Raw genomic sequence first — 19,015 nt, 5'->3', positions numbered from 1 at the left:
CGAAAGCTCATTAATTAGGTAGGTGAATTTTTAATGCCAGTTATTAAAGTAAGAGAAAACGAGCCGTTTGACGTTGCATTACGTCGTTTTAAGCGTTCATGTGAAAAAGCAGGTATCCTTGCTGAAGTTCGTAGCCGCGAACACTATGAGAAGCCAACAACTGAGCGTAAGCGTAAGAAAGCTGCTGCAGTTAAGCGTCACATGAAAAAGCTTTCTCGCGAAAACGCACGTCGCGTTAAACTTTACTAGTCGAGTTTGGTTTGGTTTCAATGAGCCTTCAAGAACAGTTAAAGTCAGCCCAAAAAGACGCCATGAAAGCCAAAGACAAAATTCGTCTTGGCGCGATTCGTTCAGTACTTGCTGCTGTTAAGCAGCGTGAAATTGACGAACAAATTACGATAGACGATGCCGTTGTTACTGCCGTTATCGTAAAGCTGGTAAAGCAGCGTCGCGATTCTTACACTCAGTTTAAGGACGCAGGCCGTGACGATTTAGCTGATAAAGAAGCAAGTGAAATCGAAGCGCTTGAAACATTCTTGCCACAACCTCTTACAGAAGCTGAAGTAGCCGCGCTTGTCGAAAGCACGATTGTTGAGCTTGGTGCATCAGGTATGCAAGACATGGGTAAAGTAATGGGAGTTATTAAAAGCAAAGCCGAAGGCCGAGCTGATATGGCTGTAGTTTCTGCTCTAATTAAGCAAAAGCTAACAGCATAAAGACTTCCTGCCCAAGCGAATATGAAGACCGAGCACTATGCTCGGTTTTTTCTTTTCTAAAGGGTGCAATCTCATGGATAGTGTGGTGAAATTCACGCGAGTTAACTTTTTGAGTGAGGAATAGTCTCAAGATGGCAGGTAAGATCCCTAGACAGTTTATTGATGATTTACTTGCTCGAGTCGATATTGTCGATCTCATTGATGGTCGCATTGGACTTAAAAAAGCCGGCAAAGATTACCAAGCCTGTTGTCCTTTCCACAATGAAAAATCCCCTTCTTTTACAGTTTCTCGTGACAAACAGTTTTACCACTGCTTCGGCTGCGGTGCGAACGGCAACGCTATTTCCTTTGTAATGGAATACGACAAGTTAGAATTTGTCGATGCAATTGAAGAACTCGCTGCCACTCTAAATCTAGACGTGCCAAGAGAACAAGGATCAGGTGCGCCGCAACGCACACAAGCAGAACGTCGTTCTGATTATGAACTGATGCAACAAACTGCAGTATTTTATCAACATCAGCTTAAACAACACGAAAAATCAGCTGAGGTCATTGAATATGTTAAGCGTCGGGGCATATCGGGTGAAACCGCGAAACGCTTTCAAATTGGCTATGCGCCTGCTGAGTGGGACTCGCTTTATAAGTATTTAGGTAAAAGCAAAGAATTGCAGCAACAGCTTGTCGATCTGAAACTGGCTACTGAAAACCAGCAATTGCGTCGATTCGACTTTTTCCGTGACCGTCTTATGTTCCCCATCCGTGACAAACGGGGGCGCGTCATTGCGTTTGGTGGTCGCGTAATGAGTGCCGATCAAGGTCCTAAATACCTTAACTCGCCAGAAACACGTATTTTCCACAAAGGGTTCGAACTGTATGGACTCTATGAGGCAAAACAAGCGCACAACAAACTCGCTCAGGTTTTAATTGTTGAAGGCTATATGGATGTTGTCGCGTTAGCTGAAAAAGGCATTGACTATGCAGTGGCTGCCCTAGGTACAGCAACGACGGCAGAACATATGCAAACCTTATTTCGCACCACGGACAAAGTAATTTGTTGTTATGATGGCGACCGTGCAGGTCGTGATGCAGCATGGCGTGCGCTCGAACACGCTCTTCCTTATCTAAGTCATGGTAAGGCGCTCCAATTTGTGTTTCTTCCAGATGGTGAAGACCCTGATTCACTCGTGCAAAAAGAAGGCAAAGAAGCATTCGAAGAGCGGCTGAAAAATGCGGAAGACTACAGTAACGTACTGTATCAGAAGCTGACCTCGCAGGTAGATATGACAAGTGATGCAGGCAAATCTAAGCTCATGTCGGACGCACTCCCTCTTATCGATAAAGTACCCAGTGATTTTTATCAAGACACTTTACTCGACTTACTCGCTCGTTTTATTGGTAAGACTCGTGAGCAGCTTTCCAAAAAACTCACGACCCCAAAACAGCAGCAATCAATTGAACGCAAATTCAAAGTCACACCAATGCGCCAAGCTATCGGCCTACTAGTGCAACATCCTGTTCTTGCAAAGGAAGTGGATTATTTACCTGAGCTCGCTGAAATGGGCATTCCTGGTATTGAGTTATTTTTGCGAGTGCAACAATTGTGTTTAGAAAACCCGAATTATTCGACGGCGCAACTTTTTGAAGCCTTTCGAGACACAAAAGAGTATGACATCCTCAAAAAGCTCGCATCTTGGCCACATAACATCAAAGAAGAAGCACTAATTAAGCAATTCCAACAAACTTTTCAATTTATCGAAGATCAGTGTTTAAATTTGCGACATGAGACCCTATTAATGAAGGACAAAACTGAGGGTCTTAGTAGCGAAGAACGACACGAAGTGGCACTATTAACTATTGCCTTAAAGCGACGAAGTTCTAGTCAAAATTGATTTTTGCTGCTAATATACTCTATTCACTGCGTCTTCATTTGAGTTACAAACCTCGGGGGCGCCTTGTTGTAAACAACTTATCAGAGTGGAAGCATATTTCTCTATGGATCAATCTCCTCAGTCACAACTTAAACTTCTGATTCAGAAAGGTAAAGAGCAAGGTTACTTAACTTTTGCAGAAGTCAATGATCACCTTCCACAAGACATCATAGACTCAGATCAAGTAGAAGACATCATTAGTATGATCAATGACATGGGTATTACTGTTGCTGAAAACGCACCAGATGCCGATGAACTAATGATGCAAGAGACAACGACTGACGATGATGCTGCTGAAGCTGCTGCGGCTGCGCTCGCAACAGTTGAAAAAGAGATTGGCCGTACAACTGACCCCGTGCGTATGTATATGCGCGAAATGGGTACTGTTGAACTTTTGACACGTGAAGGCGAAATCCTAATCGCAAAACGTATCGAAGAAGGTATTAACCAAGTTCAATTGAGCGTTGCAGAATACCCTGAAGCAATCGCTGAACTTCTCGAGCAATGGGACAAGTTTGAAGCAGAAGAAATTCGCTTGAGCGACATTGTTTCTGGTTTTTATGATCCAAATGCCCTTGAAGAAGACGATGGTTTCCCTATTTCAGCAACTCACGTTGGTTCTGAGCTAAGCGATGAAGACTTAGACGACGAAGACGATGACAGCGATGAAGACAGCGACGACGATAGCGATGATGGCGATTCAGGTCCTGATCCAGAAGTAGCACGCGAGCACTTCGAACAACTTCGTGTTTTATACAATAAAGCACGCGATGTCTTCGAGCAAAAAGGCCGTTCACACCCAGACGCACAAACGGCGATTCAAGAAATCGGCGAATTGTTCCGTATGTTCAAACTAGTACCTAAACAGTTTGACCGTATGGTTAACAATATGCGCTCAATGATGGATAAAGTTCGCGTTCAAGAACGTATCATCATGAAGCAAGCGGTTCAGGTTGCTAAAGTACCCAAGAAAACATTTGTGAAGCATTTTGCGAACAATGAAACAGACATGTCTTGGATCGACGCAGAAATTGCTGCGGGTGAAAAGCACTCTGCGAAATTGGAAGAAGTTCGTCCTGAAATCGAGCGTTGCGTTAACAAATTAAAAGCTATTGAAGAAAGCACGGGTTTAACTGTTGAGCGTATTAAAGACATCAACCGCCGTATGAGTATCGGTGAAGCGAAAGCGCGCCGTGCTAAAAAGGAAATGGTTGAAGCTAACTTACGTCTTGTAATTTCAATTGCAAAGAAATACACCAACCGTGGTTTACAATTCTTGGATCTTATTCAAGAAGGTAATATCGGTCTGATGAAAGCGGTAGATAAGTTTGAATACCGTCGTGGTTATAAATTCTCAACTTATGCAACATGGTGGATCCGTCAAGCGATTACGCGTTCAATCGCGGACCAAGCTCGTACAATCCGTATTCCAGTGCATATGATCGAGACGATCAACAAACTAAACCGTATTTCTCGTCAAATGCTTCAAGAGATGGGTCGTGAGCCAAGCCCTGAAGAGTTAGCTGAGCGCATGGCAATGCCGGAAGACAAAATCCGTAAGGTATTGAAGATCGCTAAAGAGCCTATTTCAATGGAAACACCTATCGGTGACGATGAAGATTCGCACTTAGGTGATTTCATTGAGGACACAACCATCGAGTCACCAATTGACTCTGCAACGATGGAAAGTCTTCGAGCTGCGACGAATGAAGTGTTAGCAGGTCTAACAGCAAGAGAAGCGAAAGTACTTCGTATGCGTTTTGGTATTGATATGAACACAGACCACACGCTTGAAGAAGTAGGTAAGCAATTCGACGTAACGCGTGAGCGTATTCGTCAAATCGAAGCAAAAGCACTTCGCAAGCTTCGTCACCCTTCTCGCTCTGACTTGTTGAAAAGCTTCCTAGACATCAAGTCTTAATCAAATCATAAAGAGGCCGCATCAAGCGGCCTCTTTTCAATCCAGATAACCAAATTCAAGTGGGTATAAACATGGCTTGGATCCAAATACGTATCAATGCAACAAGAGACACCGCCGATCAAATCAGTGATTTACTAGTTGAAGCAGAATGTCCCTGCGTAACCTTTCTAGATGGCAGTAACAATCCAATTTACGAACCTAAGCCGGGTGAGAAAATCTTATGGCCTGAAACGATTGTTGTCGGCCTGTACGAAGCAACTCATGATATGGATGCAGTGGTTGCCTATCTTACTGAGCAATGTGCAGAACCGCTGAACTATAAAGTTGAACAACTCGAAGACAAAGATTGGGAACGCGAATGGATGGATAACTTCCACCCTATCCAATTCGGTGAGCGTTTATGGATCTGTCCAAGTTGGCGTGAGATCCCTGATCCTACCGCAGTAAACGTATTGCTCGATCCAGGCCTTGCGTTTGGAACAGGCACTCACGCGACGACTGCGCTTTGTTTAAAATGGTTAGACGCACAAGATTTAACTGGCAAAACCGTCGTAGATTTTGGCTGTGGCTCTGGGATTTTGGGTATTGCTGCACTTAAATTAGGTGCTGCACGGGTTATTGGTATAGATATCGATCCACAAGCTATTGCCGCAACTTACGACAACGCAGCTCGAAATGGCGTAGCAGACCAAATTGAAGCCTACCTACCCGAAGATCAACCGGAGTTCCAAGCAGACGTTGTTGTGGCCAATATCTTAGCTCAACCACTGCGAGAACTGCATGAAATCATCCTAGGCTTCTTAAAGCCAGGTGGCGGTATCGCGATGTCCGGTATTTTAGAAGAACAAGCACAAAGTGTAGCGGATGTTTATGCACCGTTTGTTGAACTAGACCCTATCGCACAAGAAGGTGAATGGACACGTGTCAGCGGTCGTTTTAAAGGTTAATCTCGCGCTTTAAACATTGGCATGGATATGCTAGTCGACAATGAACACATTCCTGAAATGTGGGTGACTAAGTGAGAGTTAGTGCTTTGTAACAGCTAAAGCCTGTATTTAACAGGCTTTACACTTTTTTTACTGGTCATTTTTAAAATCACACTTTTCCACTCAGCGCATTTTTCGCGCTAAAAGATTAATATTCGAACAAATCCCCAAGCTTTGTAATTTGTTACCAAAAGTCAACCCGAAAAGTTCAAAAAAAAAGCAATTATGTTCAATTTATAACCTTTGATTTTTCCAAAAAAAACCGTAAACTTAGCGCCCCTTGAACGAAGGCTAGTTGAAGTATTGTGCGTATAGGTCCTTACCAACTTGAAAACAACCTCATCGTCGCGCCAATGGCAGGTATTACTGACCGCCCATTTCGCGAACTTTGTCGGCGTTTAGGAGCTGGTCTTGCAGTCTCGGAGATGATGTCTTCGAACCCGCAAGTATGGAGCACGGACAAGTCAAGAAACCGTATGGTACATCTCGACGAGTCAGGCTTACGCTCAGTGCAAATTGCCGGAGCCGATCCTGATTGGATGGCACAGGCAGCACAGTTCAACGTCGAAAACGGGGCACAAATTATTGATATCAATATGGGTTGCCCTGCTAAGAAAGTGAATAAACGTTTAGCAGGCTCTGCATTGCTGCAGTTTCCTGAGCTTGTAGAAGAAATTATTCAATCTGTGGTTGGTGCGGTTGATGTGCCAGTAACGTTGAAGTTTCGAACAGGTTGGGATCCTGAAAATCGTAATGCAATTGAGATTGCTAAAATTGCAGAACGGAACGGTATCGTTTCTTTAGCCCTACACGGACGCACGCGTGCGTGTATGTATAAAGGCGAAGCCGAATACGACACTATCCGAGCTGTAAAGCAAAGTGTGTCGTTGCCTGTGGTCGCAAATGGTGACATTACGTCGCCAGAAAAAGCTAAGCAGGTGCTGGAGTATACGGGCGCAGATGCCATCATGATTGGTCGAGCCGCCCAAGGTCGTCCTTGGATTTTCCGAGAGATTGGCCATTATTTGCAAACTGGCGAACATCTGCCTGAACCTCCAATTTCGGAAGTTCGCAGTATTTTGATGGAACACTTAGTTGAACTCCATCAGTTCTATGGTGAGCCTATGGGGGCGCGTATCGCACGCAAGCATGTGTCTTGGTATTTGCAAGCTCATGACAATGAAGGTCAATTTAGGCGAGTTTTTAATGCAATTGAGACGCCAGATGAGCAGATCAACGCATTAGAGAATTACTTTGAAACACTAGAGAAAGAAAGAGACAGATAACGATGTTCGAACAAAATGTGACTTCTCCATTTATCACTAACGCTCATGTTCAGTCACAAGAGAAACCGCAACCTTTGCGCGATGCAGTTAAAAAAGCTGTTCACCACTACTTGAAACAGCTTAACGGCCAAGATGTGCAAGACGTTTACGATCTTGTTCTTTCAGAGTTAGAAGCGCCACTACTTGAAGAAGTAATGACGTACACTCGTGGTAACCAAACTCGCGCTGCGATCTTACTAGGTATCAACCGTGGTACTCTACGTAAAAAATTGAAAAAGTACGGCATGAACTAATTTGTTCACAAAGACTTTATAACAAAAGCACCTTCGGGTGCTTTTGTTGTTTATTTATCCTGAAAAATATTCACGTTAAAGCGTTGTCAAAACGCCCTGTCTAGCTCTAGCTTTGTGTATTACATCTTTGCGCAGACGCTAAGTTCACCCCTTTGTATTGTGATTGTTATTTATTTCAATATATTAAATACCGCTCTGAGTCGTTGTCACATCGACAAAACAAGCATGTCCTCTACTTTAAGCCGTTTGGCTAAATCCCGCCCACTCTTCCAAATCATAGGCCTTGATACACGTGCAATGCTTTCATCTTAATATAGATAGGCGGGCGCCGCCTGAAAACATCGTTTTTCAAGTCAAATTGGGCTAAAATACGCCTTTCTAAGCTAGCCCCTACAATTTGTTATTGAGGAAATCGTAACCATCATGGATATACATCGTCCAATTCGTCGCGCGTTGTTAAGCGTGTCTGATAAAACCGGTATCGTTGAATTCGCTCGTGCCCTTGCAGCACAAGGTGTAGAACTACTTTCTACAGGCGGTACTTGCAAACTTTTGGCAGATAACGGCATCACCGTTACTGAAGTATCTGACTATACTGGTCACCCTGAAATTATGGATGGTCGTGTAAAAACGCTTCACCCGAAAGTACATGGCGGCATTTTAGGCCGTCGAGGTATAGATGAAAGTGTTATGGCAGAAAACAACATTTCTGCTATCGACATGGTGGTAGTAAACCTTTACCCATTCGCTCAAACAGTAGCTAACCCAAACTGCGCTTTAGAAGATGCGATTGAAAACATCGACATTGGTGGTCCAACAATGGTCCGTGCAGCCGCTAAAAACCATAAAGACGTCACCATTGTGGTCAATGCAGCAGATTACAATCGTGTGTTGGAAGAAATGGCAGAAAATAATGGTTCTACGACGTTTAAAACGCGTTTCGATTTAGCCATTGCTGCGTTCGAACATACGGCTCAGTATGACGGCATGATTGCGAATTACTTTGGTAAAATGGTGCCTGACTATACCCCTGAGTCAGAAGAAAACACCAAATTCCCACGTACGATCAATTTCCAATTCACTAAAAAGCAAGATATGCGCTACGGTGAAAACTCACACCAAGATGCCGCTTTTTATGTCGAAAACAATATTGAAGAAGCGTCTGTTGCGACAGCTAAACAACTTCAAGGCAAGGCACTTTCTTACAACAATATTGCGGATACGGATGCGGCACTTGAATGCGTAAAAGAATTCGCGGAACCGGCTTGTGTTATCGTTAAACACGCCAACCCTTGTGGTGTTGCTGTTGATAAAGACATTCTTAGCGCCTACGACCGTGCATACAAAACAGACCCAACGTCTGCCTTTGGTGGCATTATTGCATTCAACCGTGAGCTTGATGTTGATACTGCTGAAGCGATTATCTCTCGTCAATTCGTAGAAGTGATCATTGCACCAAAAATCTCTGAAGCTGCAGCACAAATCGTTGCAGCAAAGCAAAACGTACGTTTACTTGAGTGTGGTGACTGGTCGAAGAAAACCACAGGCGTTGACATCAAACGCGTTAACGGCGGTATTTTAGTCCAAGATCGTGACCAAGGTATGGTGACGTTTGATGACCTTAAAGTCGTGTCTAAACGCCAACCAACTGAGCAAGAGCTTAAGGATCTGATGTTCTGCTGGAAAGTGGCTAAGTTCGTTAAATCAAACGCAATTGTGTACGCTCGTGATGGCATGACAATTGGCGTTGGAGCGGGTCAAATGAGCCGCGTTTATTCAGCGAAAATCGCAGGTATTAAAGCGGCTGATGAAAACCTAGAAGTGGTTGGTTCAGTCATGGCATCGGATGCGTTCTTCCCATTCCGTGATGGCATTGACGCAGCGGCCGCGGCTGGTATTACTGCCGTTATCCAACCTGGTGGTTCAATGCGTGATGAAGAAGTGATTGCTGCTGCTGACGAAGCAGGCATGGCGATGATTTTCACGGGAATGCGCCATTTCCGCCATTAATCAGTCAAGCGCGAAACTTAACGTTTCGCGCTTTTTGTTTGTGACTAATTCCAGTATGCTGCTCAAAAGACAATCATAACTAGGAAGGACTTCCCATGAAATTCGCATTCAAAACGCTTGCTGTAATAGGAGTTATTGGCGCACTCAATAGCACCGCTCTTGCACAAAGCTCAGACACCACATTAACCAGTGCAATCCAAGATACAGCTCGTAGCGAGAAAAGTCGTGCGCGTGATGAATTCAGACATCCTCTAGAAACACTTGAATTCTTTGGTTTCAAACCATCACAAACGGTTGTTGAAATTGCACCAGGAGGTGGCTGGTATAGCGAAATATTGGCACCGACATTAAAAGAACACGGACAGTACTACGCGGCGCATTTCCCGAAAGACTCAGACGTGGGCTATTACCAACGCTCATTGGCGAGTTTTCAAGAAAAAATAGCGAAAGATAGCCGTTTTACCAAAACGTTGTTAACCGAGTTCGCTCCTCCATCACACCTAGACATCGCCCCTGCTGAAAGTGCAGATTTAGTCTTAACATTTCGCAATGTCCATAACTGGTACATGAAGAACGGCGATGAAACCGTATTAAGCGCGTTCAAAGCGTTTAATAAAGCGTTAAAACCGGGTGCAATATTAGGTGTTGTTGAACATCGTCTGCCAGAAGATAAAGCTGACGAAGAACAAAAACGTTCAGGTTACATGAAGCAAAGTTATGTTGTCAGTATTGCAAAGCAAGCTGGCTTTGAATTAGTCGCAGCGAGCGATATAAACGCAAACCCCAAAGATACCGCGACTCATCCAAAAGGTGTGTGGACTTTACCTCCAACATTGGCTTTAGGTGATGAAGATGCAGATAAGTATCGCAAAATTGGGGAAAGCGATCGTATGACTCTCAAATTCAAAAAGCTCTAAATAGGAAAATTTCGCCATGAATGTACTCGTCATTGGCAATGGTGGCCGCGAACACGCCCTAGCGTTCAAAGCCGCTCAAAACCCAACCGTAAAAAACGTGTTTGTTGCACCTGGCAACGCGGGCACTGCACTTGAATCAAAACTGCAAAACGTTTCAATTGCTGTTGATGACTTAGACGGCTTGCTGTCATTTGCTCAGCAAAATAATGTAGGTTTGACCATCGTTGGTCCTGAAGCACCACTAGTCATTGGTGTCGTGGATAAGTTCCGCGAAGCAGGTTTAGCGATTTTTGGTCCAACCGCAGCGGCAGCTCAGCTCGAAGGTTCTAAATCTTTCACTAAAGACTTCTTAGCTCGCCACGCTATTCCAACAGCTGAATATCAAACGTTTACCGAGATTGAACCTGCTCTTGCTTACGTTGAAGATAAAGGTGCACCAATCGTTATCAAGGCGGATGGTCTTGCCGCAGGTAAAGGTGTGATTGTAGCTATGACATTGGAAGAAGCACAAGATGCTATCCGCGACATGTTAGCAGGCAATGCGTTTGGCGATGCGGGTAGCCGTGTTGTAGTAGAGGAATTCTTAGAAGGCGAAGAAGCGTCTTTTATCGTCATGGTTGACGGTAAAAATGTATTGCCTTTTGCTACGAGCCAAGACCATAAGCGCGCTTATGATAATGATCAAGGTCCAAATACTGGTGGCATGGGCGCTTATTCTCCAGCTCCTGTAGTCACTGCCGATATTCACGACCGCATCATGAACGAAGTCATTTATCCAACGGTTGAAGGTATGGCATCAGAAGGTAATCCTTACACCGGTTTCCTATACGCCGGTCTAATGATCACCGCTGACGGCACACCTAAGGTTATTGAATACAATTGCCGCTTTGGTGACCCTGAAACTCAACCAATTATGCTACGTTTGCAGTCAGACTTAGTCGAATTGATTGAAGCTGCAAATCGTGAAGAACTGGATAAAACCGAAATCAAATTCGACCCTCGTGCTGCAGTAGGCGTCGTGTTAGCTGCAAAAGGCTATCCAGGTGACTATCCTAAAGGCGATGCAATTTCGGGTCTGCAAGTTAACTATGCGGAAGGTGAAAAAGTGTTCCATGCGGGCACAAAACAAGATGGTGAGCATGTTGTGACAGCCGGTGGACGTGTGCTTTGTGCAACCGCACTTGGGCACACAGTAACGGAGGCTCAAAAACGCGCATACAGCCTGGTAAAAGACATTCACTGGGATGGTGTGGAATTTCGCACTGACATCGCATATCGCGCGATTGCACGAGAAAACACGTAATTTATTGGCTCATGCCTAAATTAAACAAGGAAGCGTCTGCTTCCTTTTTTTCTGGGTCAAATATCCATGTATAGCTTGTAACTTAGATCTGTGTTCCCCTGTAATCATTGTTTTAGACATGGTAATTTCGTTAGTTGTTTTTGGCGAAATTCATAAGCGAATTGCCTACTTTTTATTTAGCTACAAAAGGCCATCACGCCCAAACAAATCCCCCACCCAATACGCTACACTCGCCATTTCTGGCGTCTTCATGAAAACGCGTTTCTTCCATAAAGTTCTTGTGCGGTTAACATCTTAAGCTGCGTGCTAGGGTCGAAACGAGAGACTTTTTTATCTAGCTAACAGTGACAATACCCAACTGATTTCGAGTGGTGCAGCACCAATTATTGTGCTGCAAATTTTACGTACCCACGACATTCTTTTTCTCTTTTTCTAATTAACAATCAGAACGTCTATTCATATCGAAAACTTCCATTAAAGACCAACTAACCTGATTATCATTGAACTGCCACAGTTAAAGTATCACACCATTTATACAAATATGGCCTCGCTACTCAAAAAACTGAAATAAAAAAGCCGCTTAAACAAGCGGCTTTTTTATTGAGCATGATTGGTACTTAAAGCAGACCTAACTTTTGTAGTTCTGCCGCAGCCAATTTGCCAGAAAGAGGCACATAGCCATCTTTTTCAACAATCTTTTGACCTTCTTGAGATAGAACCATCTTCAAGAACTCAGCTTCAATTGGTGATAAAGGTTTATTTGGGTGCTTGTTCACGTAGATATATAGGAAACGTGACATTGGGTACTTACCTTGAGCAACATTTTCAAGAGTTGCATCGACAAAGTTATCACCTTGCTTAGCAAGTGGTACTGTACGTACACCTGACGTTTTATAACCAATGCCTGAATAACCAATCGCATTCACTGAAGATGAAATCGATTGAACTACTGACGCTGAACCTGGTTGTTCGTTCACGTTATTACGGAAATCACCTTTACATAGGGCTTTAGACTTAAAATAGCCATATGTACCAGAAACAGAGTTACGACCATAAAGTTGGATATCTTTAGTTGCCCACTCACCTTCTAGACCAACATCACCCCAACGTGTAATTTCTTTGTCTGCACCACACTTGCGTGTAGACGAGAAAATAGCATCTAGTTGGTCAATACGAAGACCTTGAATTGGGTTATCTTTATGAACGAATACAGCCAATGCATCGATCGCAACACGAATTTCGGTTGGCTTGTAGCCATAGCGCTTTTCGAATGCTTCGATTTCTTTTGACTTCATTTTACGGCTCATTGGGCCGAAGTTTGCCGTCGCTTCTGTTAACGCCGGTGGAGCCGTAGAAGAACCTGCTGCCTGAATTTGAATGTTTACGTTTGGATAGATACGTTTGTATTCTTCTGCCCAGAACGTCATCATGTTTGCTAGAGTGTCAGAACCAACTGACGAGAAGTTACCTGAAATACCAGATGTTTTTTGATATTCCGGTAGAGTTTGATCAACAGCTAACGTTTGAGTTGAAACTAGCGCAGTAACCGCCACACCCATCGCGGCAACAAGGTTTTTAAATTTCATTGGGTAACTCCAATTGTGTCCCATTAACTTAACGAGTCCATTGTGCGGCCATAAAATGACATTTACATGTCTTTTGTTTTACACTTTTATGACAGCTCTTTAGGTATAGCTACTTTCTTGCTTTGTGGCAAAGAAAAGGAAAAACAGGAGCCTTTCCCAACTTCGCTTTTAATTTGTAACGACGCATCGTGACGGGACAGCACATGTTTCGTAATAGCAAGACCAAGTCCGGAGCCTCCTGTTTTTCTGCTCCTTGCTTTGTCTACACGATAAAAACGTTCGGTCAGCCGATGCAAGTGTTCAGGCGCGATTCCGTCACCATTATCTGTCACCGCAAAATAAGGCAATCCATTCTTTTCTGCCCACTCTACCTGTATATGGCCATTTGGTTTTGTGTAATGAATCGCGTTGAATACGAGATTAGAAAACGCACTACGAAGTTCATCAGGCGCGCCTCGTACGTCTAAACTCGCATCAATATTAAATTCAATCTTATGATGCTTGTCTTGATTGAGTGAATTAGCTTCTGTTTCGATGATCTTCAATAAGTTGGGCACATCTATTGGCTTATCCTTATCCTGCTTACGCGCCCCTTCAATTCGCGAAAGCGAGAGTAACTGATTAACCAAGCTATCCATGCGTTTGCACTGCTCAATCATTGTGGTGTGCGCTTTCTCCCACATTGCCGGTGGAGGCATGTTGTCCGCATCCATCATTTCCAAATAACCAGTAACAACGGTAAGTGGCGTGCGTAATTCGTGAGATACATTCGCCACAAAGTCTTTTCGCATCTGTTCCAGCTGTTTTAGACGCGTAATATCCCTAACGACGACCATCAGTTGTGTTTCGGCATAAGGCATTACACGGAATTCGAGTACCTGCTCACCCGAGAGTCCCATGTCCAATTCAAGCGGCTCGTCGAACTGTTTGGTTTGCATATAGCGTACAAATTTTGGATCACGTACTAAGTTATCTAGTCGTTGACCATGATCGGTTGGCCATTGCAGTCCAAGCACTTTTAATGCGAGCTGATTACACCACACGATACTAAGATCGAATTGCAATACAATCACGGCATCAGGCACGGCTTCTGCACCTTCACGAAAACGGCGGATCAGATCTGCAAGCTCATTGCGTTTTTTTCGATTACGATGCTGAAGATGATAAATCCCTTCAAAGATTTGTTCCCAAGCACCTTCACCTTCAGGTGGATTAAAACTGCGTTGGTTAAGAAGCCAATCGCTCAATCGATATAACTGATGGTAATGCCATAGAAGCAAAGAGAATGCACCAATAAATAGCAACACGAATGGCGCGCCAATTAAAAGCCCGATTAAAACTAACGGTAGGAAATACAAAAACAGGCGCTTATATAACGCCTGTTTGGTCACCACTTTGTACATACAAGATGAGTTCCTTCACTCAAGTGCAGTGTCTATCACAAATCTTAATGCTTAGTGCGTCTTTTCAAAAGAAAAAAGCCTAAAAATCTTTCACTAAAGCAGTTTAAAGTTTGCTTGAGAAACGATAGCCCGCACCACGTACCGTTTGTACTAAACGGTCATGTCCAAGCGGCGCAATCGCTTTTCTTAATCGACGAATATGCACATCAACAGTACGGTCTTCAACATAAACGTTGGTACCCCATACATGGTCTAGTAATTGTTCACGGCTGTACACACGTTCAGGGTGTGTCATGAAGAAGTGCAACAAACGGAATTCCGTTGGCCCCATGTCTAATTCGTTTCCAGCAGAAGTCACTCGGTGAGAAACTGGATCTAATCTTAAACCATGAACTTCTATCGCCTCTTCAAGCGACGTTGGTGATACGCGGCGAATAACGGCTTTAATACGTGCCATCAACTCTTTTGGAGAAAAAGGCTTCGTTACATAGTCATCTGCGCCAACTTCAAGTCCACGCACTTTGTCTTCTTCTTCACCACGCGCAGTCAGCATGATAATTGGAATTTGTCGCGTATACTCGCTTTGCTTAAATTTCTTGGCAAGTTGAATACCGCTGCCACCTGGCAACATCCAATCTAATAAAACCATATCAGGGTATGGCTCAACCATCGCAGCTACCGCAGAGTCATAGTCCTCTGCTTCGATGGCCTGAAATCCATTCTGTTCTAAGACGAAGACCAACATCTCTCTGATTGGTGCTTCATCATCCACCACAAGTACTCTACGTGACATTACGACAAATCTCTTTCGTTACCGAACTTGATGTCATTATTATGACTTACTATGACATTTTTATGAAAGTCTAGCGAGTATCTTGAAAAGAAACAAAATTGTTCACTATTTAGCCAAACATGAATAGAAAAGGGCTATCATATAGCCCATTTAAGCTAGAAATCGTAGCGCAACCCTACCGCTATATGGTCTTGATCTGGCTTGTTATCTAGCTCAAATTGAGAGTACCAAAGGAACATACGTACTTGTTTTGACATCATTCGTTCAACCCCAATGGAAGTACCGGTGCCTGAATCTTTCATTTTTCCAGCTTCACTTTCACTGTCTTGGTACTGAGCAAGTAGATTATAATCGTCAATCTTGTAGGATGCGCTCACAACATAGCTATCTCTCTTATCATCGGTATCAACTTTTTCACTTTGTTGATACATCCCGCTCAATGTTAACGCTCCCATTTTCCCCTGTACGGTGACTCGATTTACATCTTGTCCTGCAACTTTACTGTCTCGAGCCACACTCACAAAAAACGGCATAGACTTAAACTTGCGATCACCATAGGAAGCAGCAAGCGACATACCTGCGTCTCCATTTTGCTTGTTGTTGTCTTTAGCAATATAACTTACTTCAAATTGTAAGTGCGCTAACGACGGCGTGGTGTATTGAATGGTGTCACCTAAACGATTTTCTCCGACCATCAAACTGCTGATATCCCCAGTGTAATCATTCATTAGATCCGCTGAATTTTGAGAACGTTTCATGGGCGTATCATTTCGACCAACAATAAATTGACCAAACGCACCTTTAACACCAATGTATTCCGACCGCGCACTTAGATTATCAGCGGTCTTCCCATCATTCTCATTTTCAGTTGGCTTCACCTCAAATTCAAAGACATAAAACGCTTCAAGTGAATCCGAAACTTTAGTATTTCCTTTAACGCCGATTCGAGAAGCATAACTTTCTGCAGATACGACACTAGACGTACCATCATCTTTGGACTGGATCCCGATGTTAGCTCGTCCATACAATTTGACTAGATCATCAGCCAAAGCTGACGAGGAACAAAGCAAAGTTGATATAGCAACGAAAATGAGATGGTTTTTCATGGCGCAGCCTCTTTTACAATTATGACGAGGATATTTCTAACGGCATCCCTACATTGAATTTAGACGCTGGCGGATTAAGATCAAGTTGAGCTAAAGATCATTTTTTTACCAACCACATGAGGAAGGATCACGATACTACTAACCAGATCGACTTTGGATCATTATTTTACCAAGCAAGATCGCTTTTTTATCAACCAACTCTTCCTAACTCATTGATCTTTTGAACTTCTAGCTACTACTCAGCGTAAGTCTTTGTTATTTGAGCCTAATAAATAAACAGCTTGTTCATTTTCTTAGTAAAATAATGATCTACACACGAATAGTTAGTATAAATTTGATCCAAAAAAAGCCCCTGATCGGGGCTTTTCAATTGAGTTAGTATTTATTTGATCTTTGGATCAAGTTTGCCTGCTTCATACAATCCAAACATTTGCTCAAGCGATAATGGCTTGATCTTGCTAGCTTGTCCTGCAGTACCAAATGCTTCGTAACGAGCAATACAGATATCTGTCATTGCTGTTGTTGCTTCAGCTAAAAACTTGCGTGGATCGAAATTAGAAGGATTCATTGCCAAGTGACGACGAATAGCCCCTGTAGATGCCAGACGAAGATCGGTATCAATGTTTACCTTGCGAACACCGTGCTTGATCCCTTCAACGATTTGCTCAACCGGTACACCGTATGTTTCTGGAATTTCGCCACCGAATTCATTGATAACGGCCAACCACTCTTGTGGTACTGAAGAAGAGCCATGCATTACAAGGTGGGTATTAGGAATACGCGCATGGATTTCTTTGATTCGGTCAATCGCAAGAATGTCACCCGTTGGTGGTCGTGTGAACTTGTACGCACCATGAGATGTACCACACGCGATGGCTAACGCATCTACGCCTGTTTTACGAACGAAATCCGCAGCTTCTTCTGGATCAGTGAGAAGCTGATCATGGCTAAGCGTACCCTCAGCACCAATGCCATCTTCTTCACCTGCTTGACCTGTTTCTAGAGAGCCTAGCACACCAAGCTCTCCTTCAACCGAAACACCACAAGCGTGTGCCATTTCTACCGTACGACGTGTTACATCAACATTGTATTCATAGCTTGAAGGCGTTTTACCATCAGAAAGTAAAGAGCCATCCATCATGACTGATGAGAAACCCAGTTGAATTGAGCGTTGGCATACCGCAGGCGATGTGCCGTGATCTTGATGCATTACAACTGGAATATGAGGCCATTCTTCAACTGCAGCCAAAATCATGTGACGAATGAACGCAGCTCCTGCGTATTTTCTTGCACCCGCGGAGCCTTGTACAATAACAGGGCTGTTTGTTCGGTCTGCCGCTTCCATGATTGCACGCATTTGCTCTTGGTTGTTCACGTTAAACGCTGGAACACCATAACCATACTCAGCCGCATGGTCGAGTAGTTGGCGCATACTGATTAAAGCCATTTGCTTTTCTCCACAGTTTGGTAACTGGGTTACCTGATTTGAACGGATAACTAAATTTTTTGGCCAATTAGCCCTAAAACAGGCAAAAGTGAGAGAGTTGCCTGTTATTAGTATAGATTTACTTTGCGCGTGATTCTAACATCGCTACAGCAGGTAATTGCTTTCCTTCTAAAAATTCAAGGAAGGCACCACCGCCCGTCGAGATATAAGAAATTTTGTCTGCAACACCATATTTGTCAATAGCCGCCAATGTGTCACCACCACCCGCAATACTGAACGCATTTGAATTTGCGATAGCATTGGCAATCGCTTGTGTACCGTTACCAAACTGATCAAATTCAAAAACGCCGACAGGACCATTCCATACAATAGTGCCTGCATTTGCGATGATCTTAGCAAGCGTATTCGCAGAATCAGGGCCAATATCAAAGATCATGTCATCTGTGGTTACTTCACTGACGTCTTTAATGGTTGCGACCGCACTTTCAGAAAATTCATTTCCGACAACGACATCAGTTGGCACTGGAATATCACCACCATTGTTACGGGCAGCTGCGGTTAACTTATTTGCTTCTTCAATTAAATCAGCTTCATATAAAGACTTGCCAACCGGGTGGCCCGCAGCAGCAATAAATGTGTTTGCAATACCACCGCCGGTCACCAACTGATCAACAACTGAAGACAGAGATTCTAATACCGTAAGTTTAGTCGATACTTTTGAACCGCCAACAATTGCCACAAGCGGACGGGCTGGGTTTTCTAGTGCCTTGCCAAGCGCATCAAGTTCAGCCGCTAACAACGGGCCTGCGCAGGCGATTTCGGCATACAAGCCAACGCCATGAGTTGATGCTTGCGCACGGTGAGCTGTACCAAACGCGTCCATTACGTATACGTCACACAATGCCGCCATTCGCTTGGATAAGACTTCATCGTCTTTCTTTTCACCGATGTTGAAACGTACGTTTTCGAAGACAACCACTTCATTGTCAGCCACTTCCACGCCATCTAAATAATCTTTTTCCAAACGAACGCTTTGTGAAAGCACACCGTTTAAATAATCAACCACAGGTTGCATTGAAAATTCCGGGTTGTACTCGCCTTCTGTTGGACGACCTAAATGCGACATCACCATTACTTTTGCACCTTTTTCAAGTGCAAGTTGAATAGTTGGAAGCGATGCACGAATGCGCGCATCAGAAGTGACTTTGCCATCTTTAACCGGCACATTCAGATCCTGTCGGATCAAAACGCGTTTTCCCGCTAAATCCAAATCTGCCATTTTAATGACTGACATTGATTTCTCCTTAGTGAACGATACGT

The 19,015-nt window shown here is 43.7% G+C and carries 16 protein-coding genes; 10 read left to right on the top strand and 6 right to left on the bottom strand.

Annotated elements, in window-relative coordinates:
- Nucleotides 1-33: 33 nt before the first annotated feature.
- The 10 genes from rpsU (at nt 34) to purD (ending at nt 11,360) form a co-directional block, all read left to right on the top strand.
- Nucleotides 34-249 (top strand): 30S ribosomal protein S21, encoded by a 216-nt coding sequence (gene rpsU, locus NI389_RS12810; protein WP_208842356.1) that lies wholly within the window; start codon nt 34-36, stop codon nt 247-249.
- 20 nt (nt 250-269) lie between these two features.
- Nucleotides 270-716 carry a GatB/YqeY domain-containing protein gene (locus tag NI389_RS12805; protein WP_308360267.1) on the top strand — a complete coding sequence of 149 codons (447 nt, stop codon included), beginning with the start codon at nt 270-272 and terminating at the stop codon, nt 714-716.
- A gap of 131 nt (nt 717-847) precedes the next feature.
- Nucleotides 848-2,605: a DNA primase gene (gene dnaG, locus NI389_RS12800; RefSeq protein ID WP_308360266.1), complete on the top strand. Its 1,758-nt coding sequence runs from the start codon at nt 848-850 to the stop codon at nt 2,603-2,605.
- 103 nt (nt 2,606-2,708) lie between these two features.
- Entirely contained in the window at nt 2,709-4,565 is a 1,857-nt protein-coding gene (gene rpoD / locus NI389_RS12795; RefSeq protein ID WP_208842353.1) for an RNA polymerase sigma factor RpoD, read from the top strand.
- A 71-nt stretch (nt 4,566-4,636) separates the two neighbouring features.
- Nucleotides 4,637-5,512 (top strand): 50S ribosomal protein L11 methyltransferase, encoded by an 876-nt coding sequence (gene prmA / locus NI389_RS12790; protein ID WP_308360265.1) that lies wholly within the window; start codon nt 4,637-4,639, stop codon nt 5,510-5,512.
- A gap of 344 nt (nt 5,513-5,856) precedes the next feature.
- Nucleotides 5,857-6,837 carry a tRNA dihydrouridine synthase DusB gene (gene dusB, locus NI389_RS12785; protein ID WP_308360264.1) on the top strand — a complete coding sequence of 327 codons (981 nt, stop codon included), beginning with the start codon at nt 5,857-5,859 and terminating at the stop codon, nt 6,835-6,837.
- Nucleotides 6,838-6,839: 2 nt separating this feature from the next.
- Entirely contained in the window at nt 6,840-7,130 is a 291-nt protein-coding gene (gene fis / locus NI389_RS12780; RefSeq protein WP_005491017.1) for a DNA-binding transcriptional regulator Fis, read from the top strand.
- A 423-nt stretch (nt 7,131-7,553) separates the two neighbouring features.
- A complete protein-coding gene (gene purH / locus NI389_RS12775; protein ID WP_308360263.1) occupies nt 7,554-9,140 on the top strand; it encodes a bifunctional phosphoribosylaminoimidazolecarboxamide formyltransferase/IMP cyclohydrolase in 1,587 nt (528 codons plus the stop codon).
- Between the two features lie 95 nt (nt 9,141-9,235).
- Nucleotides 9,236-10,057, top strand: a complete 822-nt coding sequence (locus NI389_RS12770; protein WP_308360262.1) for a class I SAM-dependent methyltransferase — start codon at nt 9,236-9,238, stop codon at nt 10,055-10,057.
- A 16-nt stretch (nt 10,058-10,073) separates the two neighbouring features.
- Nucleotides 10,074-11,360 carry a phosphoribosylamine--glycine ligase gene (gene purD, locus NI389_RS12765; protein WP_308360261.1) on the top strand — a complete coding sequence of 429 codons (1,287 nt, stop codon included), beginning with the start codon at nt 10,074-10,076 and terminating at the stop codon, nt 11,358-11,360.
- A gap of 617 nt (nt 11,361-11,977) precedes the next feature.
- On the opposite strand, the gene NI389_RS12760 is transcribed toward purD, so the two are convergent.
- From NI389_RS12760 to NI389_RS12735, 6 genes are all read right to left on the bottom strand, one after another.
- The gene (locus NI389_RS12760; protein WP_208842348.1) at nt 11,978-12,946 is read right to left on the bottom strand and encodes a PstS family phosphate ABC transporter substrate-binding protein; all 969 of its coding nucleotides are present in this window, start codon (nt 12,944-12,946) and stop codon (nt 11,978-11,980) included.
- Between the two features lie 86 nt (nt 12,947-13,032).
- Complete coding sequence (phoR, locus tag NI389_RS12755; RefSeq protein WP_308360260.1) at nt 13,033-14,349, bottom strand: phosphate regulon sensor histidine kinase PhoR; 1,317 nt, start codon at nt 14,347-14,349, stop codon at nt 13,033-13,035.
- Nucleotides 14,350-14,452: 103 nt separating this feature from the next.
- Nucleotides 14,453-15,142 (bottom strand): phosphate regulon transcriptional regulator PhoB, encoded by a 690-nt coding sequence (gene phoB / locus NI389_RS12750; protein ID WP_308360259.1) that lies wholly within the window; start codon nt 15,140-15,142, stop codon nt 14,453-14,455.
- Between the two features lie 155 nt (nt 15,143-15,297).
- Nucleotides 15,298-16,248: a porin gene (locus tag NI389_RS12745; protein WP_308360258.1), complete on the bottom strand. Its 951-nt coding sequence runs from the start codon at nt 16,246-16,248 to the stop codon at nt 15,298-15,300.
- A 382-nt stretch (nt 16,249-16,630) separates the two neighbouring features.
- On the bottom strand, nt 16,631-17,695 hold the full coding sequence (gene fba / locus NI389_RS12740) for a class II fructose-bisphosphate aldolase (RefSeq protein ID WP_208842344.1): 1,065 nt from the start codon (nt 17,693-17,695) through the stop codon (nt 16,631-16,633).
- A gap of 118 nt (nt 17,696-17,813) precedes the next feature.
- Nucleotides 17,814-18,989 (bottom strand): phosphoglycerate kinase, encoded by a 1,176-nt coding sequence (locus NI389_RS12735; protein WP_308360257.1) that lies wholly within the window; start codon nt 18,987-18,989, stop codon nt 17,814-17,816.
- Between the last annotated feature and the right edge of the window lie 26 nt (nt 18,990-19,015).

Source organism: Pseudoalteromonas xiamenensis, from assembly GCF_030994125.1.
Classification (GTDB): Bacteria; Pseudomonadota; Gammaproteobacteria; order Enterobacterales; family Alteromonadaceae; genus Pseudoalteromonas; species Pseudoalteromonas xiamenensis_B.
This window is presented reverse-complemented; position numbering and strand designations above follow the sequence as displayed.

Coding starts and splice junctions, on each gene's coding strand:
- prmA (WP_308360265.1), top strand. CDS start 4,637: ATGGCTTGGATCCAAATACGTATCAATGCAACAAGAGACACCGCCGAT.
- NI389_RS12760 (WP_208842348.1), bottom strand. CDS start 12,946: ATGAAATTTAAAAACCTTGTTGCCGCGATGGGTGTGGCGGTTACTGCG.
- phoB (WP_308360259.1), bottom strand. CDS start 15,142: ATGTCACGTAGAGTACTTGTGGTGGATGATGAAGCACCAATCAGAGAG.
- rpoD (WP_208842353.1), top strand. CDS start 2,709: ATGGATCAATCTCCTCAGTCACAACTTAAACTTCTGATTCAGAAAGGT.
- phoR (WP_308360260.1), bottom strand. CDS start 14,349: ATGTACAAAGTGGTGACCAAACAGGCGTTATATAAGCGCCTGTTTTTG.
- fba (WP_208842344.1), bottom strand. CDS start 17,695: ATGGCTTTAATCAGTATGCGCCAACTACTCGACCATGCGGCTGAGTAT.
- purD (WP_308360261.1), top strand. CDS start 10,074: ATGAATGTACTCGTCATTGGCAATGGTGGCCGCGAACACGCCCTAGCG.
- rpsU (WP_208842356.1), top strand. CDS start 34: ATGCCAGTTATTAAAGTAAGAGAAAACGAGCCGTTTGACGTTGCATTA.
- dnaG (WP_308360266.1), top strand. CDS start 848: ATGGCAGGTAAGATCCCTAGACAGTTTATTGATGATTTACTTGCTCGA.
- fis (WP_005491017.1), top strand. CDS start 6,840: ATGTTCGAACAAAATGTGACTTCTCCATTTATCACTAACGCTCATGTT.
- NI389_RS12745 (WP_308360258.1), bottom strand. CDS start 16,248: ATGAAAAACCATCTCATTTTCGTTGCTATATCAACTTTGCTTTGTTCC.
- NI389_RS12805 (WP_308360267.1), top strand. CDS start 270: ATGAGCCTTCAAGAACAGTTAAAGTCAGCCCAAAAAGACGCCATGAAA.
- purH (WP_308360263.1), top strand. CDS start 7,554: ATGGATATACATCGTCCAATTCGTCGCGCGTTGTTAAGCGTGTCTGAT.
- NI389_RS12770 (WP_308360262.1), top strand. CDS start 9,236: ATGAAATTCGCATTCAAAACGCTTGCTGTAATAGGAGTTATTGGCGCA.
- NI389_RS12735 (WP_308360257.1), bottom strand. CDS start 18,989: ATGTCAGTCATTAAAATGGCAGATTTGGATTTAGCGGGAAAACGCGTT.